Origin of the sequence: Halodurantibacterium daqingense (assembly GCF_042666235.1) — a bacterium.
GTDB lineage: Bacteria > Pseudomonadota > Alphaproteobacteria > Rhodobacterales > Rhodobacteraceae > Halodurantibacterium > Halodurantibacterium daqingensis.
Map to the genome: position 1 here is coordinate 421,149 of NZ_JBHTFQ010000002.1, position 23,300 is coordinate 444,448.

Sequence of the window (23,300 nt, forward strand, 5' to 3'; positions counted from 1 at the left end):
GCCGCTTGCACTGGGGGGCCATGACCCACCGTTTCGTGCCGATCCGATGCCTCTGGGCCCGCTGGGCTGCCGCCGCCGTTCTTCTGGCCCTCGGCGGGCCGGCGCTTGGCTGGCAGGGCGCAGCAGATCCGGCGCAGATGGTCGCGGATTGTGAAACCCTTGCCGCAGCGCGCGCGGCGCAGGCAGGCATCCCGCCGGGCCTCATGCCCGCGATCGCGCGGGTCGAGGCCGGCCGGGGCGACGGGCGGGGCGGGCGCCGTGCCTGGCCCTGGACGCTGAACCACTCTGGCAAGGGCATGTATTTCGAAACGCGCGAGGCGGCGCTCGATTACCTCTATCGCGCCATTGCCGAGGGGGCGACGAACATCGACATCGGCTGCATGCAGGTGAACTACCACTGGCATGGCGACCATTTCCGCAGCCTCGAAGAGATGATCGATCCGCTGCGCAATGTCGATTATGCGGCGCGGTTCCTGATCGATCTGCACCAGCGTCTGGGAAGCTGGGAGGCAGCGACGCGCCACTACCATTCCGCCGATCCGGCCCGGGGCGCGCGCTATCAGGGGCTGGTGACGCAAGCGCAGACGATCATGGCGCGGGCCGGTCCGGGCGGTTCGGTGCCCGACTGGTCTGCCCTGGCCGGCCATGCCCCCGTGTCGGGCTGGGAAGGTTCCTATGCGGCGGTCAATGACCTTGATGTGCCGCGGGTTCTTGACCTTGCCCCCGCGGCGCCGCGGCGGACGGGTCCGGCCTTCCGGCAACCGCTGGGGACGGTGCCGCGCTATGCCGGGCCGCTGGTGCCGCTCTCGGGGGCAGACCGCCATGTGGCGGCCTCGCTGGCCGGGCCGGGACTCGCCCGCCACTCCGATCCGCACGATCCGGACGGCGCCTGGCAAGGGATGCACGCGGACGCGCCCGAGGGGCTTGGCCCGGATCCCTGGGCGACGGGGCTTCTGGACCCCGGCCCCCTGGCCGGGCTGGACGATGCTGCCGGCCGTCCGTCAGATCCGGACATCTGGGCCGCTGATCCCCCGAATGCCGAGCCTCTGCGCACGGCCGCGCTCGTGCCCGGCTTCGGACCGCAGGCGGATCCGGCCTTTCTGCGCGCCGATCCCCGGCAGAACGGCGCCGTGTTCATGGATTGGCGTCATCCATCCCCGGCCGAGGCGGCTCTGCCAGACGCCCTGGGGGCCGAGATGCCCTGGATCCCGCCCGAGCAGTGGGAAGCTGCCGCAACCCCAGGCCCGCAAGAGCCTTGACCACCCGGGCCTGACGGCGTGTCATCCTCCGGCGCCCGCGGCCGGATGCCGCTGCCGGCCGCCGCCCAGGGGCGGGTGCCCCTGGGTCCGCAAAGATGCGCAGGGGCCATTCGCTTCCGCTGTCGGAAAACCGACTCGCGGCCGGCAGCGGCCGCGCCCGGGGGGCAGGGAAGGGCGCGTTCTGTGCCTTGCCAGCGCACATCCGGTCAGTTCGGGCACGGAAAGGGATCGAGCAGTCTCTTACGGATGGCCTCATCCCCGCCACATGGGGCTCCGGCATACCTCCGCTCGGCTTGTCAAATTCCCGTCAGGGCGCCAGTTTTGCCAACAATTCGAAACAAATGCGAAAGCTGGGCAATGGATCTTTCCTGGAGCATCCCGTCAGGCGCCGCAGCGCAGCCGGTCGCCGAACACGACGATCCGATCGCGGCGCTGATCCTCGGCCGCTCGACCGAGACGGTGCGCCTGCGCCAGCTGATTGCCCTTGTGGCGCGATCGCAGGCGCCGGTGCTCGTGCAGGGCGAAACCGGTGCGGGCAAGGAACTGGTGGCCGAGGCGCTGCACATGGCCTCGGGCCGCAAGGGCCCGCTGGTTTCCGTCAACTGCGCGGCGATTCCGGCCGAACTGCTGGAATCCGAGCTGTTCGGCTATGAGAAGGGCGCCTTCACCGGCGCCGACCGTCAGCGGCTGGGCCGGTTCGAGATGGCGCAGGGCGGCACGCTGTTTCTGGACGAAATCGGCGACATGCCGCTGGCGCTGCAATCCAAGCTGCTGCGCGCCCTGGAACGGCGGGCGATCCAGCGTCTGGGGGGCGGCGCCGACGTCCGGGTGGATTTCCGGCTGGTCACCGCCACCCATCAGGATCTGGCGCGCAAGGTCGAGCGCGGCGAGTTCCGCGCCGATCTGTTCTTCCGCCTCAATGTCTTCCCGATCGAGGTGCCGCGCCTGGCCGCGCGCCCCGGCGACATCCCCTTGCTGCTGGACATGTTCCTGGACCAGCGGCGGCGCCAGGAACCGGGGCTGCATCTGCCGGTATTCGATGCCACCGCGCATCAGGCCCTGCGGGCCTATGGCTGGCCGGGCAATGTGCGCGAGCTGCGCAATGTCGCCGAACGCGCCTGCGTGCTGTTTCCGGGGCGGGTGGTGACGGGGCGGCATGTGAAGGAGAACCTGCTCAGCCTGCGGATGCCGGATGTGCTTGATCAGGCCGAGCGTGCGGCGCTCTGGCACGGGACCGAAGGGCTTTCGGGCACCGGGTTTGACCTCGAGGCGCTGGCCGAGGCCGCAGGCCCCGTTCCGCATCCTGAGCATTATCGCGGCGTCTTTGCCGCGCGCGAGGATGTGGATCTGCGCATTCTCCTGCGCGACATCGAGGTGGTTCTGATCGAGGCCGCGCTGGATCGCCACAACGGCCTTGTCAGCCGCGCGGCCGAGTCGCTCGGGCTGCGGCGCACGACGCTGATCGAGAAGATGAAGAAACTGATGATCACCCGCCCCGTCACCTGACCGTGAGCCTCCGGCGGGGTCACCCCGAAGCCACCGCGGGTTGAACCGGATGGACCCTGACTCCGGCCATGGCGGGGTGAGGGGGCTGCGAGGGCGGGTCAGACGAGCTGCCGCGCAACGAACACCTTCGGCGCGGCAATGTGGATGGGATCGAAGCGCTGGTTGCAGATGCACAGGCCCTTCGGGGGGTCGGCCGCATGGGTGATCATGGGTGATGTGGTGCGACGACGCGATTTGCCGGCCGTGGCTGCAACAGCCCTTCTTCCCGATGTCGGCTCTGCGGCGCTGGGGGCGCCAGTGCCGAACATGACAGGAGGAGCGGGGCGGAAGGTCGCCCTGGATCTGTTCCGGCGCCCGGCGGTCCTGGGGCAGCCGGAGAGCGGCCCGCACATTGACAGAGGCGTCGGGCCCGGGCGGAGGCCGCCCGGGCCCTTCGGGATTAAACGAAGCCGCGTTCTTCCGCGATCGCCTCGATCTCGGCAAGATATTCCTCGAAGCGGCGGGTGGTGTCGCGCCCGCGCAGGTTGGCCCCGGCTTCGCGGACCTGCTCGAGGTTGCCGGTGAAGTCGCCGACCAGGATGAAGCCGATCATGCCCATCGTCTGATGCGGCTGGCAGATATAGCCGTAGATGCCTTCGGTTTCGAAGGTCACCTCGATCTCCTCGTTGATCCGGCCGCGGAACGGCTCGGCGCCTTCCGGGATCATGCCGTCGATCGACTGGGCGTTGTGACTGCGGCTGGCCGCCACGAACCTGACGCTATCGCCCGGCGCGACCTCCAGGATCGCGGGGCGGAACACCATCCGCTGGCTGCGGTCCTCGGGGTCGAAATCGCGCATTTCCACTTCGTGCAGCGTGTCTGCCCGGGCCGGACCGGGGCGCAGCAGGATCGGCGCGGCCATGGCGCCACCAAGCATCAGCAGATGCGTGCGTCGGGTAATCATCTCGTCTCCGTCGGTTGCACTGGACCAGAGGTAGTAAGCCGCCGTCCGGGTGCCATGCGGCACGCTGTCACCCGGCGGCCCGGCGGTGGCCCTGGCCCGCCGGGGCAGGATGTCGCCGCGACGCTCGGCTCAGGTCGCCGGAAGGGCGCGGGGCGCGCGACCTGCGGCCATCCAGGCCAGCAACGGCCCGGCAACGAACAGCGATGAGGCCGTGGCGATCACCACCCCGGCGATCATCGGCCAGGCGAAACCCGCAACTGCCGGCCCGCCCCAGATCGCCATCGGGATCAGCGCGGCCAGCGTGGTACCCGAGGTGAAGATGCAGCGCGCCAGAACCTGGTTCAGGCTCTGGTCCACGATCTCGGCAAAGCCTGATTTCTGGACCCGCATCAGGTTCTCGCGCACGCGGTCGAACACCACGACCTTGTCGTTCACCGAATAGCCGATCAGGGTCAGCAGGGCGATGACGGTGGTCAGGTTCACCTCCCAGCCCGCCAGGGCGATGACCCCCAGGGTCTTGGTCACGTCCAGCGCAAGAACGGCAATCGCCGAAAGCGCGAAATGCCACTCGAACCGCAGCCAGATATAGACCAGCATCGCCACCAGCGCCGCCGAAAGGGCCAGCGCTCCGGACCAGGCCAGTTCGCCGCTGATCGTCGGGCCGACAAGATCGATCTGGTCGAAGACCACATCGGGAACCAGGGCGCGCGCCGCATTCTCGAGCGCCGCCACCGTGGCCTGGGTGGCATCTCCCTGAAGCCGCAGCAGCACTTCGGATGCGGTGCCGAAGGTCTGCAGGGTGGCATCCCCCAGGTCCGCCACTGCCGTGCGCAATTCGGCAAGCGGGATCGGCTGCGAGGCGCTCAGCGTCATCTGCACGCCACCGGTGAAATCGATCCCCCACCGCGGACCCGGCCAGATCAGCGCGCCCAGCGCAAGCACCGACAGCAGCGCCGAACCGGCCAGCGCGAGCCGCCCCCAGCGCAGGAAGGAGAACTGGCCCGGCTGCGGCACCCGGCCCAGCAGCGGCGGGATCTCCAGCCGTTTCAGCCGCCGGTGGCGCGCCCAGCCCTCCATCACGATACGCATGAGCGTGATCGCCGTGAACATCGAGATCAGGATGCCCAGCGTCATTGTGACCGAGAACCCCCGGATCGCCCCGGCCCCCAGCGTGAACAGAAGCCCCATCGCCAGAAGGGTGGTCACATTCGCATCGATGATCGTGCCCCAGGCAAGGTCATAGCCCCGGGAAAGCGCCTTCATCGCGCCGGCGCCCTTTGCGGTTTCCTCGCGGATGCGGCTGAAGATCAGCACGTTTGAATCCACGGCGATGCCAAGGCAAAGGATGATCCCGGCGATGCCAGGCAGCGTCAGCGTTGCACCGATCAGCCCCAGGACCGCCAGTGTCAGCGCAACGTTCACCCCGAGGATCGCCGAGGCGATCAGCCCCCAGGCGCCGTAGAGCGCGACCATGACCGCCACGACAAGGCCAAGCCCCACGAGGCCCGAGACAAGCCCCGCCCGGATCGAATCCGCCCCGAGCGAGGCACCGACGCTCCGCTCCTCGATGACCTCGAGCGCGGCGGGAAGCGAACCCGAGTTCAGAAGCACGGCGAGCGTCTGGCTTTCCTCGGGGGTGAAGCGGCCCGTGATCTGGCCGCTGCCGCCGTGGATGGGCTGCTGGATCACGGGCGCGGTCAGCACCTCGCCATCCAGGACGATGGCGAATTGCCGGCCGACATTGGCCGAGGTGATGCGCCCGAACTCCAGCGCGCCGGCCGTGTCGAAGCGGAAGGTGACGATCGGCTGGCCGGTCTGCTGATCGAAGCCCGATGCGGCCGAGACGAGGTGTTCGCCCGACAGCGCCACCCGGTCTTCGACGGCGATCATCCCGCCGTCGCGGGCGGGCATCAGGCTGAAGCCGGGCCGGGCGGTGATTGCGCCCTCATCGACAAGATGAAAGCTCATCAGCGCTGTCGATCCCAGCAGCGCCCGCAACTGCGCCGGGTTTTCGACGCCGGGCAATTGCACAAGGATCCGGTCGCCCCCGACGCGGCTGATCTGCGGCTCGGCCACGCCCACCTGATCGATCCGGTGACGGATCACCTCGAGACTGCGGGCAGCGGCGTCGCTGGCAAGCCGGTCCAGTGCCGCATCGGGGATGCCGAGGCGCAGGCGTTCGCCGTCGCGCTCGATGACGAAGCGGGGCGCACTGGTGGGCGCGAGCCCCTCGGTCGCCTGCGCGCGCAGCGCCGCTGCGACGCCCTCGGAATAGGGCAGCGTGACTGCGCCTTCGGAGCGGCGAACCTGCCGCGTCTCTGCGCCCTGGCTGTCCAGCACCGCGCGGGCCCTGTCCGCGGTTTCCTCGAGCGCATGCTCGGCCAGCGCCGCCCGGTCGATCGCGAGCAACAGATGCGCCCCGCCCCGGAGGTCCAGCCCCAGCGAGACGGTATTGGCCGCAAGCACCCGCGGCAATTGGGCCCGGGTCTGTTCAGGAAGGAAATTCGGCACCGCAAGCGCGATTCCGGCAAGAAGAAGAATGGCATAGGTCGCGAGGACCCAGAAAGGTCTGCGCATGGCATGTCCTTGGCAAGAGTGTCGTTCAGGGTTGCGTCAGGCCGCACGCCCTGGAGGACCTCGTGCCGGAGGAGATGCCGCCTGCCGCGTCAGGGCGGGCGTCGCTGCGGAGGGGCAGGAAGCAGTTGCGGCAGCATCCTGCCGACCCGGTGCCGGTGTCGCGGGCAATTGCGCATCGTCCAGATCATCGGGGGTCGCGGCAACAGGCCGTTGCGGCGAGGGAACGACCGCCGTGACCTGCCATTGCAGATCGCGGGCGCTTTGCCGTTCGCCCGCCAGGCCCGTGGCCGCGCCCGGCAGCCATCCCGCGATCAGCAGGATCAGCGTCAGAAACAGCGCGGCAAGGTCGCCCCAGGCCGCAGCCCACGTCGCGCGCCGCCCATGTCTGTGCCAATCGCCGCCGACGCGGGCCATCGGTCGGCCGCGGCTGGAAGGCGATGAACGGGTTGGCGGCAAGGGCACGGCTGGACAATCCGAACGGCTTCGGGGCGAAGCCACAGCAGTCGTGAGGCTACCATAACCATATAGCCCGCCCCCTGCCGGGAAACAATGAAGCTGAAGAAGCTTTCACGGGCGGCGGATGCGCGGGCGTCAGCGCCGCCGGCCTCACCTGCATCCGCGCTCTGCCCCGGGGCAAAGCGCGGTCCGGCTGGCGTTGCTGCCCGCCGGGGCTGGACCGTCACGCCAAGGGCAGCGGTAAACCCTCGCCCGGGGGCGGCCGGGACCCGCCGCAGGCAGTGCGCGTTACGGAGCGTCAAGCCCGCTTCCCGCCCGAGGGGCCGACCGCGCCACGCCGGCCCGGGCGACAGCCGGGGGCGCCCCCGCCGCGCCTCGGCAGGCTTTCGCGCCCTCGGCAGGTTCTCGCGCGCGGGGGGACGGGCGCGCGGCCGGACGGGCGCGCGGGGGGACGGGCGCGCGGGGGGACGGGCGCAGGGCGGGACGGGCCGTGGCACCCTGCCGCTGCCGTGGCAGCCGCCGAAACAGGAGAGACCCGCCTGCCGAAGTCGAAGCGGCTGCCGGTATCGGTCCAGCAGACCCGCCGCCGCGTGCGATTGCGCCCTCCTTCCAGCCTCTGCCGCAGCGGGTGGCGTTGGCTTTTCCGTTCAGGCTTTTGTAAGACGGCCGTGCACGATGAGGCTGCAACAGGAGAAAGCAATGCGCAAAACCATCCTCGCCGCGCTGGCGGTCGTTGTGCTGAGTGTTTCTGCCGGCACCGGTCCGGCTGCGGCAGCCTCGCCCGGGCGCTACGAGGTCCATGGGGTCGAAGGCGACGACATGCTGAAGATGCGCGAGGGGCCCGGTACCGGCTATGTCGTCATCGTCGGCCTGCCGAACGGCGCGGTCGTTCGCGTTCACAGCTGTCAGCAGACCGGCAGCACCCGCTGGTGCAGCGTGACGCTGGAACGGGCCCGCAGCCTGAGGGGCTATGTCTCGGCCGCCTATCTGCGCCGCATGTGAGATCAAGCCCTGCCGCCGCGGCCGCCCGCCGTCGCCGTCCATCCTCCGCGTGTGCGAGCAGAGGGCCGTGGCGGGACGGATTCCGGCCCGGCCACCAAGAGGACCCGCGCGCGCGCCCCGGGCCGGCATGAACAGGGGGCGCTGGTGGCAGGCCGAAGGCCGATGTTGGCCGTCCTGACCATGCCGATCAGGTGGCGCTGTCTCTGCCGCTCCGGCTCTGGCGTCCCTGGCGGGTGCCGGCAGGGACGCCCGGGCGGTGCGGGCGCAACAGGTCTGACGGGCTGCGGCCTCCGGGGCGGCCGCTTTCCCGCGTGCGCCGGACCGGCGGAAGCTGCGCCGCTGCATGACCCTGGGGAAGTTCGCGCCAGAGTTCAAAGCCTGATGACAAACGCGCAAAATCGATCCTAATGGCTGCAGGCATTATCCTGAGGTGTTCCATGGCAGATATCTTCACCCAAGGCGCTGCCGGCTGCACGCCCGGCGGCGTCGAAACCGCCGATATCGATCTTGAACGCGACCTGTTCCTGCGATCGCTCCTGCGCGAGCTTGCCGGCACGCTTGAAAAGGTCGTGGGCCTCTCCGAGGCCTCGGGCTATATCAGCGTTGTCGGCGGCACGATCGGGGAACAGATCGACACATCCTATCGCCGCGCGCTGGCCGTGGACCGGCTGACAAAGGCCCAGGTCCGCGATGTGCTTGTGGATCTGAAACGCCGCATCCAGGGCGATTTCTACGTCATCGAGGAACGCGAGGATTGCATCATCCTCGGGAACCGGACCTGTCCGTTCGGCGCCTTCGTCGAGGGCCGTCCTTCGCTCTGCATGATGACATCGAACGTCTTCGGCGCGATCACCGCCCAGAACCTCGGGTATGCGCGCGTCGAGATCGATGCCGCAATCGCACGCGGGAACACGGAGTGCCGGATTCTTGTTCATCTTCGACCGTCGGAGCCGGTCGAACCGAACGCGCGGGAATATTTCCGGATGGAAGAATGACAGGATCCGCAAGTCACGAGGGCATCGGCCTTGATCTGGAGTTTCTTTCCGAACCGGCCCTGATCGTCACCGTGGCAGGAGAGGTGCTGGGCGCCAACTCCTCGGCGCGTCGGCTTTTCGCCCCTGCGACGGAGATCCCAAGCCTGTTCACGCTGCTGGAGGAGAGCGAAGAGGAGGTTCGTTCCTATCTGCGCCGCGCCAGCGGGTCCACCACCTCGCTGGTCGGGGCGATGACGGTGGTGGCTGCGGGCGGTGCGCCGACGCGGTTTCGCACGCTCGCGGCGCGGCTGCGCGCCCGGAATGGCCTCGGCGCGGCTCTGATCCTGCGGCTGCTTTCGGTTCATGACGATCAGTTCAGCATCCTCAACCGGCGCATCCGTGAAGTGGACCAGCAGTTGCGCCAGCGCCTGAAGGAAAACGCCCTGCTTCAGGAGGCGCTGGCAGACAACCGCGTTCTGGTGCGCGAACTTCAGCATCGGGTGAAGAACAACGTCCAGCAGATGCTGTCGCTGATCAGGATGTCGGGCGCGAAGGATCCGTCCCCCGGCGTGGCCGAGGTGATTGCGACCGCATCACGCCGGCTTCAGGCCATGGCCGCCATCCAGGAGGCGCTGTATCAGAATGCCGGCGCAAGCACGGTCTCGGCCGCCGATTTTCTGGGACAGGTCGTGGAGGGGGCCGCGCTGAGCTGCGGAGCGGCCGACCGGGTGCAGAGCGCCATTCCCGATGTTCCGATGACGGCGGAGAAGGCGCATTGCCTCGCGCTGATCGCCAATGAGCTGGTGACCAACGCCTGCAAGCACGGACTGAACGGCGCGGTCGGCGGGATCCGGGTAAGCCTTGCGCCCGAGGGGGCGGGCCTGCGGCTGGATGTTCAGGATGATGGCCCGGGCTTTGAGGAGGGAACCACGGCGCGCTCCTCGGGTTTGACGCTGGTACGCGCGCTGTGTCGGCAGATCGGGGCGCGGCTGGAGATCGTGAACGAGCAGGGTGCCAGGTGTTCAGTCCATTTTCAGTCGGGTCTTTCCGCGCCGGAGCGTCAATGATGCGACCGGGGCACATCGCTCGCCCGTCGAGAGAGGCGCCCGTCACCGGGGTGGCGGATCTGTCCGGGACGGGGCAGAGTGATCCCGGCGGCCCGCTGCCGCCGCCTTCCGCGCGCCCGATCAACCTGGCCCCGGGCGATGAATCGGGTCCGCTCGTCGCGCAACCTGCCGCGCTCCCTGACCCGGAAAGGGCGCCGCGACCTGCCGTCCGGGTGCTGGTGGTCGAGGACGAGGCCATCATCGCCATGGAACTGGAGATGATGCTTGAGGAGCTGGGCCACGAGGTGGTGGGCGTTGCCATGTCGGCGTCCGAGGCGATCGGGCTGGCTGAACAGCACCGGCCCGACTGCGTGACCATGGACATCAGCATCAAGGGCGCGGCAGATGGCGTCAGCGCCGCCACGCAGCTTTACGAAGCCTATGGCATTCGCGCGGTCTTCGTCTCGGCCTATGGAAATGCCGAGACGCGCGAACGCGCCGCAGCGGCTCATCCTCTGGGCTGGCTGAAGAAGCCGCTGATGATCGACGAACTCCGGTCGGTGCTGGAGCAGATCGCGCTGTAGATGGTGCGGCATCGGAGGAAGGCTGCCGCAGACGCGCGCTGCGGAGCCGTCACGGCATCCCCCGGGTCCGGCAGGTGCTGATGCGCTGGCCGCCGGGCGCGCCGCAGGCCTGTTCCGGGGCCGGCCGGTCGGCTCGCCTGCTTGCGCGGCCGTGCCGGCAAGGCTCGTGGGCGACGCCAGTCTGAAGGAAAGGTCCACGTGCGCCGTCCGGCGAGCCGCCTTCCCCTGGCGCTGCCGCGCCCCCGTCGTGGCACGAACTCGGGGCGGCGGCCCTCGGGCGGCAAGGGTGCCGGATCGCCCGATCTTCCGATCCCGCTTTCGACCTGTCCCGTCCGGCGGCCCGGCCGAGCGGAGGGAGCACAGAGGGCCACGCGCGCGTCCTTGGCACGGGGCCGGTTTCGGGGCCAGGATCGCGGCCCGGCCGAGGCGCGGCCCCGGAGCGACCGGCGGAAACGGGTCGCGAATTGCGTTCCAAGCCTTGACCTTGGCCGGACGAGCCGCCTTATTCCCTAGGACCACATCTAGCGCGAGAGGAACACGCGATGGCTTTCGAACTTCCTGATCTTCCCTATTCCCACGATGCCCTGGCTGATCTGGGCATGTCGCGGGAGACGCTGGAGTATCACCACGACATCCACCACAAGGCCTATGTGGACAACGGCAACAAGCTGATCGCCGGGACCGAGTGGGAGGGCAAGAGCCTTGAGGAGATCATCAAGGGAACCTATCAGCCCGGAGCGGTCGCCCAGAACGGCATCTTCAACAACGCAAGCCAGCACTGGAACCACAACCAGTTCTGGGAAATGATGGGTCCGGGCGAGAAGAAGATCCCCGGCGAGCTTGAGAAGGCGCTGACCGAGGCCTTCGGTTCGGTCGAGAAGTTCAAGGAGGAATTCTCGGCGGCCGGTGCTGGCCAGTTCGGTTCGGGTTGGGCCTGGCTGGTGAAGGATACGGATGGAAGCCTGAAGGTGACCAAGACCGAGAACGGCGTGAACCCGCTCTGCTTCGGTCAGACGGCGCTTCTGGGATGCGACGTCTGGGAGCACAGCTATTACATCGATTTCCGCAACAAGCGCCCGGCCTATCTGTCGAACTTCCTCGAGAAGCTCGTGAACTGGGAGAATGTCTCCGCGCGGCTGGCGTGACCCAGCGGCGGCCGGGCCAGGGCCCGGCCAGGCGATATCTCACCCCCGCGCCGCCGGCGCGGGGCTTCGTGTTGGGCAACCTGGCTCCGGATAAGGCGGCTCATGGGCCGGCTTGCCTGGCGGGCCGGGGCGCATGGCGCGCTGGCTTTCGGGGCCGAGCGTGGCCTGCCGCAGCTTCGGGGGCCCGGTGCTGCCGGGCGTTTGTGTGACGCAAGGCCGTGGCCGCTGATCGGGCGCCGAAAATGGCCGGGGTAGCGGGGAAGCGCCGGATCGCGGGAGGGACCCGCCACGCCCGGCCCCGAGCACAGCCGGACAATCCTGCTGCGGAAGCTTCCGAAATCAACAGGATCTGGCACCCGCAGCACGGTGCCGCCTGTCCGCCGGGATCAAGGCTTCTGACCTTTGGTGCCACGTGGATGCGGCAGGCGATGGCGCGAGAGGCAAGGCCGCGGCACCGCGGATGGCGAGGCGCGCATCAGGCGAGGGGGAAGCGAAAGCACCAGCTTCGGGGTGCCGGCGGTTGTCCGCGGCCGGCACGGCGGGGCGGGGCGACCGGTGTGCCAACCCTGGGGGTATTGGCAGGAGTCGGCCAGAAGCCCGGGGATCTTGCCCGGGGGCCGCCGTGCAGCCCTCGCGGTGCAACCCAACGCGCAGCGATTCGTGGCACAGGTGCGCGTTGCCGCGATTTCGAGAGCCTGCGGCCCCCTTCGCGGGACACCGCGCCGCGCAGTTGTTCGTGACACGGGCCTGCCGCCGGCGCACATGCGGCCATTGCGACAGCCTGCCAGCCCCGGCGTCGAGGCGTGGCTGCGGCGGTCGGCCGGAAGGCTCGCGCTGCAGGCGCCGGCTGGTGAAGGATGCGGCCTGCCGCCGCCCGTTCGCGGCAGGCGCGTCCATTGGGCGGCCGTAGGCTCTCTGTCACGGCTTTGGCCGGGCGGGGCGAGCAGCGACCTGCGGCGTCGGCGCCTCGCGCGGCGGGTCGGCGGAGCGCGGGTGCTCTGGAAGCTTGACGCTGCTGTCGCAGGGGCAGAGACCCTGCCGATGAACTGGCCGGTCCGCCATGTTCCGGCGTCTGCACTGGCTGCGCGCGGCCTTTTCAGCCCTTGGCCGCGGCGGCCAGGGCCGAAACGATGGCGCCGAACTCATCCGCTTTCAGCGAGGCGCCGCCCACCAGGGCCCCATCCACATCGGCAATCGCGAAGATCTGGGCAGCGTTGGCGGGCTTGACCGATCCGCCATAGAGCAGCGGAACACCGTCCGCCGCCGCGCCGAACCGCCGCGCCAGTGTCGCGCGCATCATGGAGTGAACCTGGGCAACCTCGGCTTCCGTGGGGGTGCGCCCGGTTCCGATCGCCCAGACCGGTTCATAGGCAATCACCAGGAGCGCGGGATCATCGGGAAGGGCGCCTTCAAGCTGGCTGGCGATGACCTCGACGGCGCGACCGGCATCGCGCTGTGCTTCGGTCTCGCCCACACAGACGATGGCGACGAGGCCCTCGGCCTGCGCAGCAAGCGCCTTGCTGCGCACGGCCGCATCGGTTTCTGCGTGATCGGCGCGTCGTTCGGAATGGCCGAGGATCACATGGCTTGCGCCTGCATCGCGTAACATGGCGGCCGAGATGTCGCCGGTATGTGCGCCCGAGGACGCCGCGTGGCAATCCTGCCCGCCGACAAGAATCCGCGCTCCCGCCCGTTCCGCCATTCGGGCGACAAGGGTGGCCGGCGGGCAGATCAGCACGTCGCAACCGCTGTCCGGAAGCATGGCGCCGAGGCGGTCGATCTCGGCCAGGTCAGCGGCCAGACCGTTCATCTTCCAGTTGCCGGCGGCAAGCTTGCGGGCCATTCGTCTCTCCCTCTGGTAATCCTGTAAAAGGGATAGGGGAAGGGCGCGCGGGGGTAAAGGCGGTTTGTCGTGTCCGGCGGGCAATGGCAGGATCCGGCGCTGCGGCCGCGGGAAGGCGCGCGGATCGGGTGGCGCGCTGCGGCGCCGTGGCGCCACATCGGGCCGTCCATGTCGAGCGGATGCGGCCGGGCACCCCGGGCCAGGGTCGAGCCGCTTTCGGGTGCCGCTTGCGGACGACCGTGTCATGGCGCCGGGCGGCGGTCTCCTGCGGAACGACAGCTCCGCGGCACGGGTTTCGGATGTGCCGTCGCAGGCATCCGTCGGGGAACGAGAGAATGGCGGACCGGCGTCGTGGCGCCCTGGCTGCGGCATGGCCGGCCTGCCCGCAGGGGTCCGAGGCAGGCAGGGCAGGCGCGCGCCGGACGCGGACGCCGCTGAAGATGCGGAACCGCCCTGGCGACCTGCGGCGACCTGCGGCGGCCCGATAGGTCAGGCGACGGTGCCGATCCGGCGCGATGCGGGCCGGCGGCGGGATGCGACCGGGCCGGGGCTGGCGGTCCGAAGGGCCATGCATCCGGCGGGTGCGTTTTCGTCGCGGGCCTGGCCCGGGCAAACCGTGCCCACGGGTGCCCGAGGTCGGAAGATGGGCAGACCTCTCCGTGCGGGCGCCCCCGGGGCTTGTCACGCACAGGCGCGCTTCGGGCTGGCGGGGCGGGATGTGGTGAGAGGTGCGGAGCTTCGGAAGCGGCAAGCCGGCGCGCGCCCCGGCGCCTCCGGTTTCCGGGGGCGCTGCGCAGGAAAGAACAGGGCCGCCTGATGCCCCAGGCCGCGTGCGGCACTGGCCGACGCCAGAGAACCGCTGGGCTGCCGGATGCGGCAGCGACCGAGGAGGCGCATTTTCGGATGACGCGGGCACAACCGCCCGCATTTTACTGGCGACGTCCGGCCCGGTGACCGCGCGACAAGCCACAGGTTCTGTATCGGCTGCGCAGGGTCATTTTCGCCGGGTGCGCGCGCCGGGTTCGCGATGGTGCCGGGCGGGACGGGTCAGACGATGCCCTGAACATGCGGATCGTTCGGGAGCCGGAGCGGAGGGAAGGCCGAACCGCCATGTCGCGGTTGCCATGTCCGATCATGCCTTGCGGGGGCAGGCGGGGCCGACCCTGAAACGACCCTGGCGGATCAGCGCGTCCCGCCGCTCTGCAACCCGCGCAAACTCAGGCTTCGGCGTCCTTGAACTTGATCGACTCGCCACAGCCGCAGGCTTCGGCCACATTGGGGTTGCGGAACTTGAAGCCGCTTTCCAGCAGCATGGTCTCATAGTCGATCTCGGTTCCGAACAGGAACATCTGCGCCATGGGGGCGATCATGACGCGTGCGCCGTCCTGTTCGACCACCTCGTCCATCGGATCGACGTCAGAGACATAGTCCATCGTATATTCCATTCCCGCGCAGCCGCCCTTCTTGACGCCGATGCGCAGGCCAGAGACGCCCTGCCGTTCCATCAGCCGCGAGATCTGGCGCACCGCCGCAGGGGTGAGGGTGACGGGGGCTTTTCCGGGAATGCCGAACATGGTTCTTTTCCTTCGCGTTTCGAAGCCTAATGTAGTCACCGTCAGGCGGCCCGGCAAGCGGGGGCGGCACTGGCGCTGCGATATGGCAGGCGGGCAGGAGCTTCGGCATGGACTGGATTACCTTCGGCATCCTTCTTCTGGCCTGTGGGGCCTCGGCCGCAACGGGCGTGCTGTTTCCGCCGGGTCGCTGGTATGCGGCGCTCAGAAAACCCGGTTTCACCCCGCCCAACTGGGCCTTCCCCGTGGCCTGGAGCCTGCTTTACATCGCCATGTCGGCGGCGGCGGCGCTGGTCGCGGGCCAGTCCGGCCAGCCCGGGGTCGGGCTGGCGCTTGCGCTCTGGGCGGCGCAGATCGCGTTCAATACGCTCTGGACGCCGGTGTTCTTCGGGCTGCACCGGGTGCGGGCGGCGCTGGGGGTCATCGTCGTGCTGTGGGGGCTGGTGCTGGCGACGCTGGTGGCCTTCTGGCAGATCGACTGGCGCGCGGGGCTGCTGATGCTGCCCTATCTGGGCTGGGTCAGCTATGCGGGGGCGCTGAATGCCGCGATCTGGCGGCTGAACCCGCGCCCCGCCGAGGTTACATGAAGCCCAGTTCCAGCCGGGCCTCGTCGCTCATCATGTCCATGCCCCACTGGGGTTCGAAGGTCATCTGAACGTTCACCTGCTTGACGCCGGCCAGCGGCTCGACCGCATCGGCGACCCAGCCGGGCATTTCGCCGGCCACCGGACAGCCGGGGGCGGTAAGGGTCATGGTGATGTCCACCTCGTTCTCGGGGCTGATCTCGATCGTGTAGATCAGGCCCAGATCGTAGATGTTCACCGGGATTTCCGGGTCGAACACCGTCCGGCAGGCTTCGACGATCTGATCGTAAAGCGGATGATCGGTGGTCGAGGGGCGGATCAGGGGGGTGCCCTCGACGGGTTCGGCGGCTGGAACGGTCATGGATGCCTCGCTCATGGTTGAGCGAATATATAGGGAAAGAGCCGGGAAGCGTAAAGTCTCAGCGCCGCGGAACCTTGCGGGGGGCAGGGGCGGGGCGCACGCGCTTCTCGATCTCGTCGAAGAGCGCGGCGGCTACATTCCGGCGCGAGGCGCTTTCGATCCCCTCGAACCCGGGCGAGGAGTTCACTTCAAGCACTTTCGGCCCTTCGGAAGACCGCAGCATGTCGACCCCGGCAAGGTTGAGCCGGAAGGCGCGCGCCGCACGGATGGCAGTGTCGCGTTCCTCGCGGGTGATGCGCACCGGCTCGGCCGATCCGCCCTGATGCAGGTTTGACCGGAACTCGCCCTCGGCGGCGCGGCGTCGCATGGCGGCCACCACGCGCCCGCCGATGACAAGGCAACGGATATCCTCGCCCGCCGCCTCTTTCACGAACTGTTGCACAAGGAAATTCGCCTTGAGCCCCCGGAAGGCCGAGATCACCGATTGCGCGGCCTTCTTCGTTTCGGCCAGCACCACGCCCTTGCCCTGGGTGCTTTCCAGAAGCTTCACCACCAGCGGCGCATTGCCCGCAAGCGCGATCAGGTTGTCGGTATCCTTGGGGCTGGAGGCAAAGGCCGTGGCGGGCATGCCGATCCGGTGGCGTCCCAGGATCTGATGCGCGTGCAGCTTGTCGCGGCTGGCGAGGATCCCCTCGGCGCTGTTGACGCAGAAGGTGCCGATGGATTCGAACTGTCGCATGACGGCGGCCCCATAGGCGGTGACCGAAACGCCGATCCGCGGGATCACCGCGTCGAAGCGGGGCAGGCGGGCGCCGTCATAGTGAACTTCGGGCGCAAGCGCGTTGATCGCCATGTAGCAGCGCGTGGTGTCGATGATCTCGACGACATGGCCGCGGGCCTCGCCCTCCTCGACGATGCGGCGTGTGGAATAGGCGCCGCCTTCGCGGGACAGCACGGCGATGCGCAGCGTGCGGGCAGGCGCCGCCGCCGCCATCTGCGCCGAGTGATAGACATCATAGGACAGTTGCGGTTGGCAGAAGCTTTCGCCGGGCACGATCACGACATCGTCAGACAGCGCCTAGCGGCCCAGAAGCATCCGGTAGGCCATCGCCCCGCGATCGGTCAGCGTCAGCTCGATCGGCCAGCGCCGCGTGCCGATCGCGATATCTGACCGGATGACAAAGCGGAACTCGGTCTCGCCATTCGAACTTGTGACTTCGCGCCGGTCGATCACCTCGGCCGAACAGGGGATCACCAGATCGGTGCGCCCCGGGATCGGATGGACCGAAAACCGGACATGCGGCGCCTTCGCGGGGCCGAAGGGTTCGATATCAAAGGCATGCAGCGCCGAGGTGCGCGCCCCGGTATCCACCTTGGCCTTGAGCGCGGGCAGCCCGAGGCCGGGAAGGGACAGCCATTCCTCCCAGCCGAGGCGGAAGGACTCGGCCATGCCGGGGGTCGCGTCGTTCATCATCGTTTCTCTCTGACAGGGCGGGGCCCTTGGCTTTGCCGGGGAATCGCCTAAAAGGGCTGCGGCCCGAAGGACGCGCAGAGATACCAGATGACAAAGAAATTCAACTTTGATGTGACAGCCACCGACGGGCGGGCCCGGACGGGGGTGATCACGACCTCGCGCGGGGATATCCGCACGCCGGCCTTCATGCCGGTGGGCACGGCGGCGACCGTCAAGGCGATGCTGCCCGAAAGCGTGCGCGCGACGGGGGCGGATATCCTTCTGGGCAATACCTATCACCTGATGCTGCGCCCCACCGCGGAACGGATCGCGCGGCTGGGCGGGCTGCACCGCTTCATGAACTGGGAGCGGCCGATCCTCACGGACTCGGGCGGGTTCCAGGTGATGAGCCTTGCGGGCCTGCGCAAGCTGACCGAAGAGGGCGTGACCTTCAAAAGCCATATCGACGGATCGCGCCACGCGCTCACGCCCGAACGCAGCGTGGAGATCCAGGCGCTGCTGGGGTCGGATATCGTGATGGCATTCGACGAATGCACGCCCTATCCGGCCGACGAGGCCACGGCGCGGCGCTCGATGGAGCTGTCGATGCGTTGGGCGCGGCGGTCGCGCGACGCCTTCGGTGACCGTCCGGGGCACGCGCTGTTCGGGATCCAGCAGGGCAGCATCTATCGCGACCAGCGCGCCGAAAGCGCCGAGAAGCTGCGCGAGATCGGTTTCGACGGCTATGCCGTGGGCGGCCTTGCCGTGGGCGAGGGGCAGGAGATGATGTTCTCGGTTCTCGACTACGCGCCCGAGATGCTGCCGGCGGACAAGCCCCGTTACCTGATGGGGGTCGGCAAGCCCGATGACATCGTGGGCGCGGTCGAACGCGGCATCGACATGATGGATTGCGTGCTGCCGTCGCGGTCGGGGCGGACGGGCCAGGCCTTCACCCGCTTCGGCGTGGTGAACATCCGCAACGCGCGCCATCAGGACGATCCGCGCCCGCTGGACGAACAGTGCACCTGTCCCGCCTGCCGGAACTATTCGCGTGCCTATCTGCACCACGTCAACCGTGCGCAAGAGATCATCGCCTCGATGCTGTTGACCTGGCACAATCTGCATTACTTTCAGGAACTGATGCAGGGGCTGCGTGACGCCATCGCCGAGGGGCGGCTGGCCGGCTTCGTGGCCGATTTCCATGCCCTGCGCGCCGGGGGCGATATCGACCCGCTCTAGGGCTCGCGGCCCGGTGTGCAGGCGATGCCGAAAGGACGTTTCATGCCGATCCCGATGTTCCGCCTTGTGCCGCTTGCGCTGCTGGCTGCCTTCCCGGCGGCGGCCCAGACCGAGGATTTCTGTGGTCTTCCCCCCGAAAACTGGCCCGCAACCGTCACCCCGCTTGTCGCCGGAAGCTGGCAGAGCGAAGCCCTTTCCGGCCTCGCGGTGGTCGAGGGCGAGGCGCTTGCCATGCCCGAACGGGTTCGGGGCCTTGCCAGTTTCCGCGCCGATGCGGGGCGGCTGTTCCTGACCCCACCCGATACGCCGGCCGAATTCGAGCTGCGCCCCGCCGAGGGCGAGGACTGGGATCTCGCCATGCCCGGCGAGGCCAGTCTGCCGGCCGCGGAGGTCTTCGCCGATCCTGCCTATGGCCTGGGCCTGCCCTGTCCGCTGGCCGATCTGCCGCGCTATCGCACCGAGGGCCGGCTCGAGGATGCCGAGGGCGGGGTGGAGTTCAGCCTGTTCCTGGTTGTCGCGGATCCGGGCACGATCTATGGCGTCACCACCGCCGATCTGAGCGCCCCCGACGGCACCGCCGGCGTTGCGCGGGTGGTCAGCCGGTTTCTGCGTTAGCCTCTCTTGCAAAGGCGTCTTGCCCGTGCCAACGGGTGCGGGCATGGTGTCACGAAGCTGTCACCGGGATTGGTTGAATCCGGCGGGTCAAACCCCCAGATATGCCATAGTCCGGGGGAGGCCGGGGCTGCCGATGACCGGGGCCGGAGCCTTCCTGCCACTATAAGGAAAAACGATGCAAGAACCTCTCGCACAAAGCTATCCCGTCCTGCCGCTGCGCGACATCGTTGTGTTTCCGCACATGATCGTGCCGCTGTTCGTCGGGCGCGAGAAGTCGGTGCGTGCCCTCGAAGAGGTCATGTCCGATGACAAGCAGATCCTTCTGTCCAGCCAGATCGACCCGGCTGTCGACGATCCGACCGCCGATGGCATCTATCGCGCCGGCGTGCTGGCCAATGTGTTGCAGCTGCTCAAGCTGCCCGACGGCACCGTGAAGGTGCTGGTCGAAGGCCGCGCGCGGGTGAAGATCGACGACTTCATCGAGAACGACTCGTTCTTCGAGGCGCGCGCGACCCTGCTGGAAGAAGTGCCAGGCGATGCCGAAACCGTCACCGCGCTGCTCCGCTCGGTCGGCGAGGAATTCGAGCGTTACGCCAAGATCAAGAAGAACATCCCCGAAGAGGCGCTGGCCGCCGTCACGGAAACCCGTGATCCGGCCAAGCTTGCCGATCTGGTCGCCGGCCATCTGGGCGTCGAGGTCACCCAGAAGCAGGAGCTTCTGGAAACGCTCGACGTCAGCGCACGGCTTGAAAAGGTCTATGGCCTGATGCAGGGCGAGGTTTCGGTCCTGCAGGTCGAGAAGAAGATCAAGACCCGCGTCAAGTCGCAGATGGAGCGCACCCAGCGCGAGTACTATCTGAATGAGCAGATGAAGGCCATTCAGAAGGAGCTGGGCGACGGCGAGGACGGCCAGAACGAGATCGCGGAACTCGAGGAGCGGGTGAAGAACACCAAGCTGTCGAAAGAGGCACGCGAAAAGGCCGAGGCCGAGATCAAGAAGCTGAAGTCGATGTCGCCGATGTCGGCCGAGGCGACGGTGGTGCGCAACTACCTCGACTGGATGCTGTCGATCCCGTGGGGCGTGAAAAGCCGCGTCAAGAAAGACCTGAACAAGGCGCAGGAGGTTCTGGACCGCGACCACTATGGCCTTGAAAAGGTCAAGGAGCGGATCGTGGAATACCTGGCCGTTCAGGCACGGTCGCAGACGCTCAAGGGGCCGATCCTCTGCCTTGTTGGCCCTCCGGGTGTGGGTAAGACCTCGCTGGGCAAATCGGTGGCAAAGGCCACGGGGCGCGAGTTCATCCGCATCAGCCTTGGCGGCGTGCGCGACGAATCCGAGATCCGCGGCCACCGCCGGACCTATATCGGCTCGATGCCCGGCAAGATCATCCAGGCGATGAAGAAGGCCAAGACCACGAACCCGCTCATCCTGCTCGATGAGATCGACAAGATGGGGCAGGACTTCCGTGGCGATCCGGCCAGCGCGATGCTCGAGGTGCTTGACCCCGAACAGAACGCGACCTTCGTCGATCACTATCTGGAAGTGGAATATGACCTGTCGAACGTCATGTTCCTGACCACGGCCAACAGCTACAACATGCCGGGGCCGCTTCTGGACCGGATGGAGATCATTCCGCTCTCGGGCTACACCGAGGATGAAAAGCGCGAGATCGCCAAGCAGCACCTGGTGCCGAAGCAGATCAAGAACCATGCCCTGCGCAAGGGCGAGTTCTCGGTGACGGACGCGGCGCTGACGGAGATGGTGCGCACCTACACCCGCGAGGCCGGGGTTCGGAACCTTGAGCGCGAGATCGCGAAACTCGCGCGGAAGGCCGTGACCGAGATCATCAAGGGCAAGGCAAAAACGGTCGAGGTGACGCCGGAACGTCTGGAAGAGTTCCTTGGGGTCAAGCGCTTCAAGTATGGTCTGGCCGAGAAGGAAGATCAGGTCGGCGTCGTGACGGGCCTTGCCTGGACCAGCGTCGGCGGCGAGCTTCTGTCGATCGAGGCGCTGCGCCTGCCCGGCAAGGGCCGGATGAAGACGACCGGCAAGCTGGGCGACGTGATGAAGGAGTCGATCGACGCGGCTTCCAGCTTCGTGCGCTCGATCAGCCCGGAACTCGGGATAAAACCGCCGAAGTTCGAGACGCTGGACATCCACGTCCACGTTCCCGAAGGCGCGACGCCCAAGGACGGGCCGAGCGCGGGCATCGCGATGGTGACCTCCATCGTCTCGGTCCTGACGGGCATCCCGGTCCGCAAGGACATCGCGATGACCGGCGAGGTGACGCTGCGCGGCAATGTGCTGCCGATCGGCGGATTGAAGGAGAAGCTTCTGGCGGCGCTTCGGGGCGGTATCAAGACCGTGCTCATCCCCGAGGACAATGCCAAGGATCTGCCCGAGATCCCCGATAACGTGAAGGAAGGGCTGACGATCATCCCCGTCAGCAACGTGCGCGAGGTGCTGAAACATGCGCTGGTGCGCCAGCCCGAACCGGTGGAATGGGACGAGGCGGCCGAGGAGGCCGCGCTTGCCGCCCGCCGCAGCGAAAGCCAGGGCGCGGCACAGACTGCCCACTGACCCTACACTTCTGCCAGGGGCCCGGTTCGCCGGGCCCTTTTTTCTTGTTGCTGACGTGCGCTGCCAGCGAATGCTTCAGAACAGCTGTCTGCCGGCGCGAATACGCAAGGTTCGCAGCGGAGCGCCCCTGAACGCCTCTGGCGGAGCACTGACCCCACTTCTGCCAGGGCCCGGTTCGCCGGGTCTTTTCGTTCGGATGGGGCTTTGCGCGACCAGCGAGTGTTTCGGACCATCTGCCTGGCCGCCCTGGATGCGCAAGGACCATCCGCAGCGGGGCGCCCTGAGCGCCTCTCGCGCCTTTGTCCAGCGGCAGCCAGAGGCCCCTGCCGGAAGGTCCGAGGGCCTGGCAGGTTTCTTTCAGCGCAAAGGCGGTTTTCGGCCCGGGAACATGTCGCCGGGGAAAGACCCGGTTCGCGTCGCTTGACGGCGGGCGCGCCTTTCGTCGTCTGCGCGGATCTGGCAACGCCGGGCCGACTTCCCGCCCCTGATCTCTTCGCCGGTGCAGGATCCCGCGCCCATTGTCCTGCTTCGGGCTGCGGATGGCCGGCTTGTTGGCACCCCGGCGGACCATCAGCTTCGTCACAGTATTCAGGGCTGGCCGGTTTATCCGTTACCTCGCATCGTGCTGATGTCGTGCTGGCAAAAGCCCGGGTCCGGGGCCCGGCCATGACCGGCGACGGTGTCAACGACGCGCCCGCGCTCGAACCTGCCGATGCCGGTTTGCCAGGGGCCGCAAGGGTTCCGAGGCGGCGGATCTGGTATCCGCTGGCGCCTCGCCGCGGCCGAAAGCCGGATGATCGGGTGTCTTCGGCGGCGGCGGGCCGTCGTTGCGGGCCGCCAGAACGTGGTCCCCTGCAATCCTGCGCAGAGGGCGGGACGCCGACCAGGGGACGGCGCCGGCCCCTCGGCCTCCGCCGTCACTTGCGGTGGCGACCCTGCGGCGGGGGCTGTTCCGATGGCGGAGGCGTTGCCCGTTCTTCACGACGAGGGGGGCAAGCTCGGCGGGTGCCCTGTGGCAGGCTGTGGCGCCCCGCATGACCTGCCGCTGACACCAGACTGCGGGTCCAATATCCCCGGACCAACCGGTGACTGCGCTGCGATTTTCGCTTGCGACCGGGAACGACTGGCGCTAAAGACGGCGCCGAGGGTGATTAGCTCAGTGGTAGAGCGCTTCGTTCACATCGAAGATGTCAGGAGTTCGAATCTCTTATCACCCACCATCCATTCCACGGGTCGACTGAAACTTGCGAACTTCTCGAAGGTTCATTCGAGCTTTCGCAGCTTCCCGGGGACCGGAGTGTCGACGGCTGCGGCCGGATCATCTGCGCATTGCGGGCTTGGAAGTTCCCAGGGGTTCGTATCTCTTTGCGGTGACATCACCGGAACGATGACTTCGGCAGCGATGCAGCGATCCCGCCCGCACTGACCTGCCTGTCCGCCTTGCCCTTTCGTTCTGCCCTTCGGCACGAGCTGACCGCTTGGTCACCGGGGCGCTGCCGCGCTCCATCCGCGGATCCGGATACTTCCGTGTCTATAGCATAATGTTATGGCGCGCGCTGGT

17 protein-coding genes, 1 tRNA gene and 1 pseudogene are annotated in these 23,300 nt (G+C 68.0%); 12 read left to right on the forward strand and 7 right to left on the reverse strand.

Annotated features, from left to right (window positions below):
• Positions 1-20 precede the first annotated feature (20 nt).
• Both ACFQXB_RS05410 and ACFQXB_RS05415 read left to right on the forward strand, forming a co-directional pair.
• Positions 21-1,259 carry a hypothetical protein gene (locus ACFQXB_RS05410; protein ID WP_377400281.1) on the forward strand — a complete coding sequence of 413 codons (1,239 nt, stop codon included), beginning with the start codon at positions 21-23 and terminating at the stop codon, positions 1,257-1,259.
• A gap of 357 nt (positions 1,260-1,616) precedes the next feature.
• Entirely contained in the window at positions 1,617-2,765 is a 1,149-nt protein-coding gene (locus tag ACFQXB_RS05415; RefSeq protein ID WP_377400284.1) for a sigma-54 interaction domain-containing protein, read from the forward strand.
• 439 nt (positions 2,766-3,204) lie between these two features.
• Here the strand turns inward: ACFQXB_RS05415 and ACFQXB_RS05420 are convergent, their stop codons facing one another.
• The 3 genes from ACFQXB_RS05420 to ACFQXB_RS05430 all read right to left on the reverse strand — a co-directional run bounded on the left by ACFQXB_RS05420 (position 3,205) and on the right by ACFQXB_RS05430 (position 6,699).
• On the reverse strand, positions 3,205-3,708 hold the full coding sequence (locus tag ACFQXB_RS05420) for a pseudoazurin (protein WP_377400287.1): 504 nt from the start codon (positions 3,706-3,708) through the stop codon (positions 3,205-3,207).
• A 129-nt stretch (positions 3,709-3,837) separates the two neighbouring features.
• Positions 3,838-6,285 (reverse strand): protein translocase subunit SecD, encoded by a 2,448-nt coding sequence (gene secD, locus ACFQXB_RS05425; RefSeq protein ID WP_377400290.1) that lies wholly within the window; start codon positions 6,283-6,285, stop codon positions 3,838-3,840.
• Positions 6,286-6,321: 36 nt separating this feature from the next.
• A complete protein-coding gene (locus ACFQXB_RS05430; protein ID WP_377400293.1) occupies positions 6,322-6,699 on the reverse strand; it encodes a hypothetical protein in 378 nt (125 codons plus the stop codon).
• 741 nt (positions 6,700-7,440) lie between these two features.
• Here ACFQXB_RS05430 and ACFQXB_RS05435 point away from each other — a divergent pair.
• The 5 genes from ACFQXB_RS05435 to ACFQXB_RS05455 all read left to right on the forward strand — a co-directional run bounded on the left by ACFQXB_RS05435 (position 7,441) and on the right by ACFQXB_RS05455 (position 11,492).
• Complete coding sequence (locus ACFQXB_RS05435) at positions 7,441-7,743, forward strand: SH3 domain-containing protein (protein ID WP_377400296.1); 303 nt, start codon at positions 7,441-7,443, stop codon at positions 7,741-7,743.
• A 437-nt stretch (positions 7,744-8,180) separates the two neighbouring features.
• Positions 8,181-8,738 (forward strand): methanogen output domain 1-containing protein, encoded by a 558-nt coding sequence (locus ACFQXB_RS05440; RefSeq protein ID WP_377400299.1) that lies wholly within the window; start codon positions 8,181-8,183, stop codon positions 8,736-8,738.
• Positions 8,735-9,784, forward strand: a complete 1,050-nt coding sequence (locus tag ACFQXB_RS05445) for a sensor histidine kinase (protein WP_377400302.1) — start codon at positions 8,735-8,737, stop codon at positions 9,782-9,784. Before ACFQXB_RS05440 ends, ACFQXB_RS05445 begins: the two co-directional genes overlap by 4 nt.
• Entirely contained in the window at positions 9,781-10,347 is a 567-nt protein-coding gene (locus ACFQXB_RS05450; protein WP_377400305.1) for a response regulator, read from the forward strand. Before ACFQXB_RS05445 ends, ACFQXB_RS05450 begins: the two co-directional genes overlap by 4 nt.
• 542 nt (positions 10,348-10,889) lie before the next feature.
• Complete coding sequence (locus tag ACFQXB_RS05455) at positions 10,890-11,492, forward strand: superoxide dismutase (RefSeq protein ID WP_377400308.1); 603 nt, start codon at positions 10,890-10,892, stop codon at positions 11,490-11,492.
• Positions 11,493-12,588: 1,096 nt separating this feature from the next.
• On the opposite strand, the gene tpiA is transcribed toward ACFQXB_RS05455, so the two are convergent.
• Together tpiA and ACFQXB_RS05465 are read right to left on the reverse strand one after the other, a co-directional pair.
• Complete coding sequence (gene tpiA / locus ACFQXB_RS05460) at positions 12,589-13,335, reverse strand: triose-phosphate isomerase (protein ID WP_377400311.1); 747 nt, start codon at positions 13,333-13,335, stop codon at positions 12,589-12,591.
• Between the two features lie 1,217 nt (positions 13,336-14,552).
• Positions 14,553-14,909 carry a HesB/IscA family protein gene (locus ACFQXB_RS05465; protein WP_377400314.1) on the reverse strand — a complete coding sequence of 119 codons (357 nt, stop codon included), beginning with the start codon at positions 14,907-14,909 and terminating at the stop codon, positions 14,553-14,555.
• 107 nt (positions 14,910-15,016) lie between these two features.
• Between ACFQXB_RS05465 and tspO the strand changes: the two genes are divergently transcribed.
• Complete coding sequence (gene tspO, locus ACFQXB_RS05470; RefSeq protein ID WP_377400317.1) at positions 15,017-15,493, forward strand: tryptophan-rich sensory protein TspO; 477 nt, start codon at positions 15,017-15,019, stop codon at positions 15,491-15,493.
• Here tspO and ACFQXB_RS05475 read toward each other — a convergent pair.
• Together ACFQXB_RS05475 and rimK are read right to left on the reverse strand one after the other, a co-directional pair.
• Positions 15,486-15,851, reverse strand: a complete 366-nt coding sequence (locus ACFQXB_RS05475) for an SUF system Fe-S cluster assembly protein (RefSeq protein ID WP_377400320.1) — start codon at positions 15,849-15,851, stop codon at positions 15,486-15,488. The two genes, tspO and ACFQXB_RS05475, sit on opposite strands and share 8 nt — an antisense overlap.
• A 58-nt stretch (positions 15,852-15,909) precedes the next feature.
• Positions 15,910-17,322: pseudogene (gene rimK / locus ACFQXB_RS05480) on the reverse strand (30S ribosomal protein S6--L-glutamate ligase).
• Positions 17,323-17,412: 90 nt separating this feature from the next.
• On the opposite strand from rimK, the gene tgt reads away from it, so the two are divergent.
• The 4 genes from tgt to ACFQXB_RS05500 all read left to right on the forward strand — a co-directional run bounded on the left by tgt (position 17,413) and on the right by ACFQXB_RS05500 (position 22,959).
• Positions 17,413-18,543, forward strand: coding sequence for a tRNA guanosine(34) transglycosylase Tgt (tgt, locus tag ACFQXB_RS05485; RefSeq protein WP_377400323.1), 1,131 nt, complete (start codon positions 17,413-17,415; stop codon positions 18,541-18,543).
• 42 nt (positions 18,544-18,585) lie between these two features.
• On the forward strand, positions 18,586-19,158 hold the full coding sequence (locus tag ACFQXB_RS05490; protein WP_377400326.1) for a hypothetical protein: 573 nt from the start codon (positions 18,586-18,588) through the stop codon (positions 19,156-19,158).
• 175 nt (positions 19,159-19,333) lie between these two features.
• Positions 19,334-21,739 carry an endopeptidase La gene (gene lon, locus ACFQXB_RS05495; protein ID WP_377400329.1) on the forward strand — a complete coding sequence of 802 codons (2,406 nt, stop codon included), beginning with the start codon at positions 19,334-19,336 and terminating at the stop codon, positions 21,737-21,739.
• A gap of 1,145 nt (positions 21,740-22,884) precedes the next feature.
• A tRNA-Val gene (locus ACFQXB_RS05500) sits at positions 22,885-22,959 on the forward strand.
• Positions 22,960-23,300 lie beyond the last annotated feature (341 nt).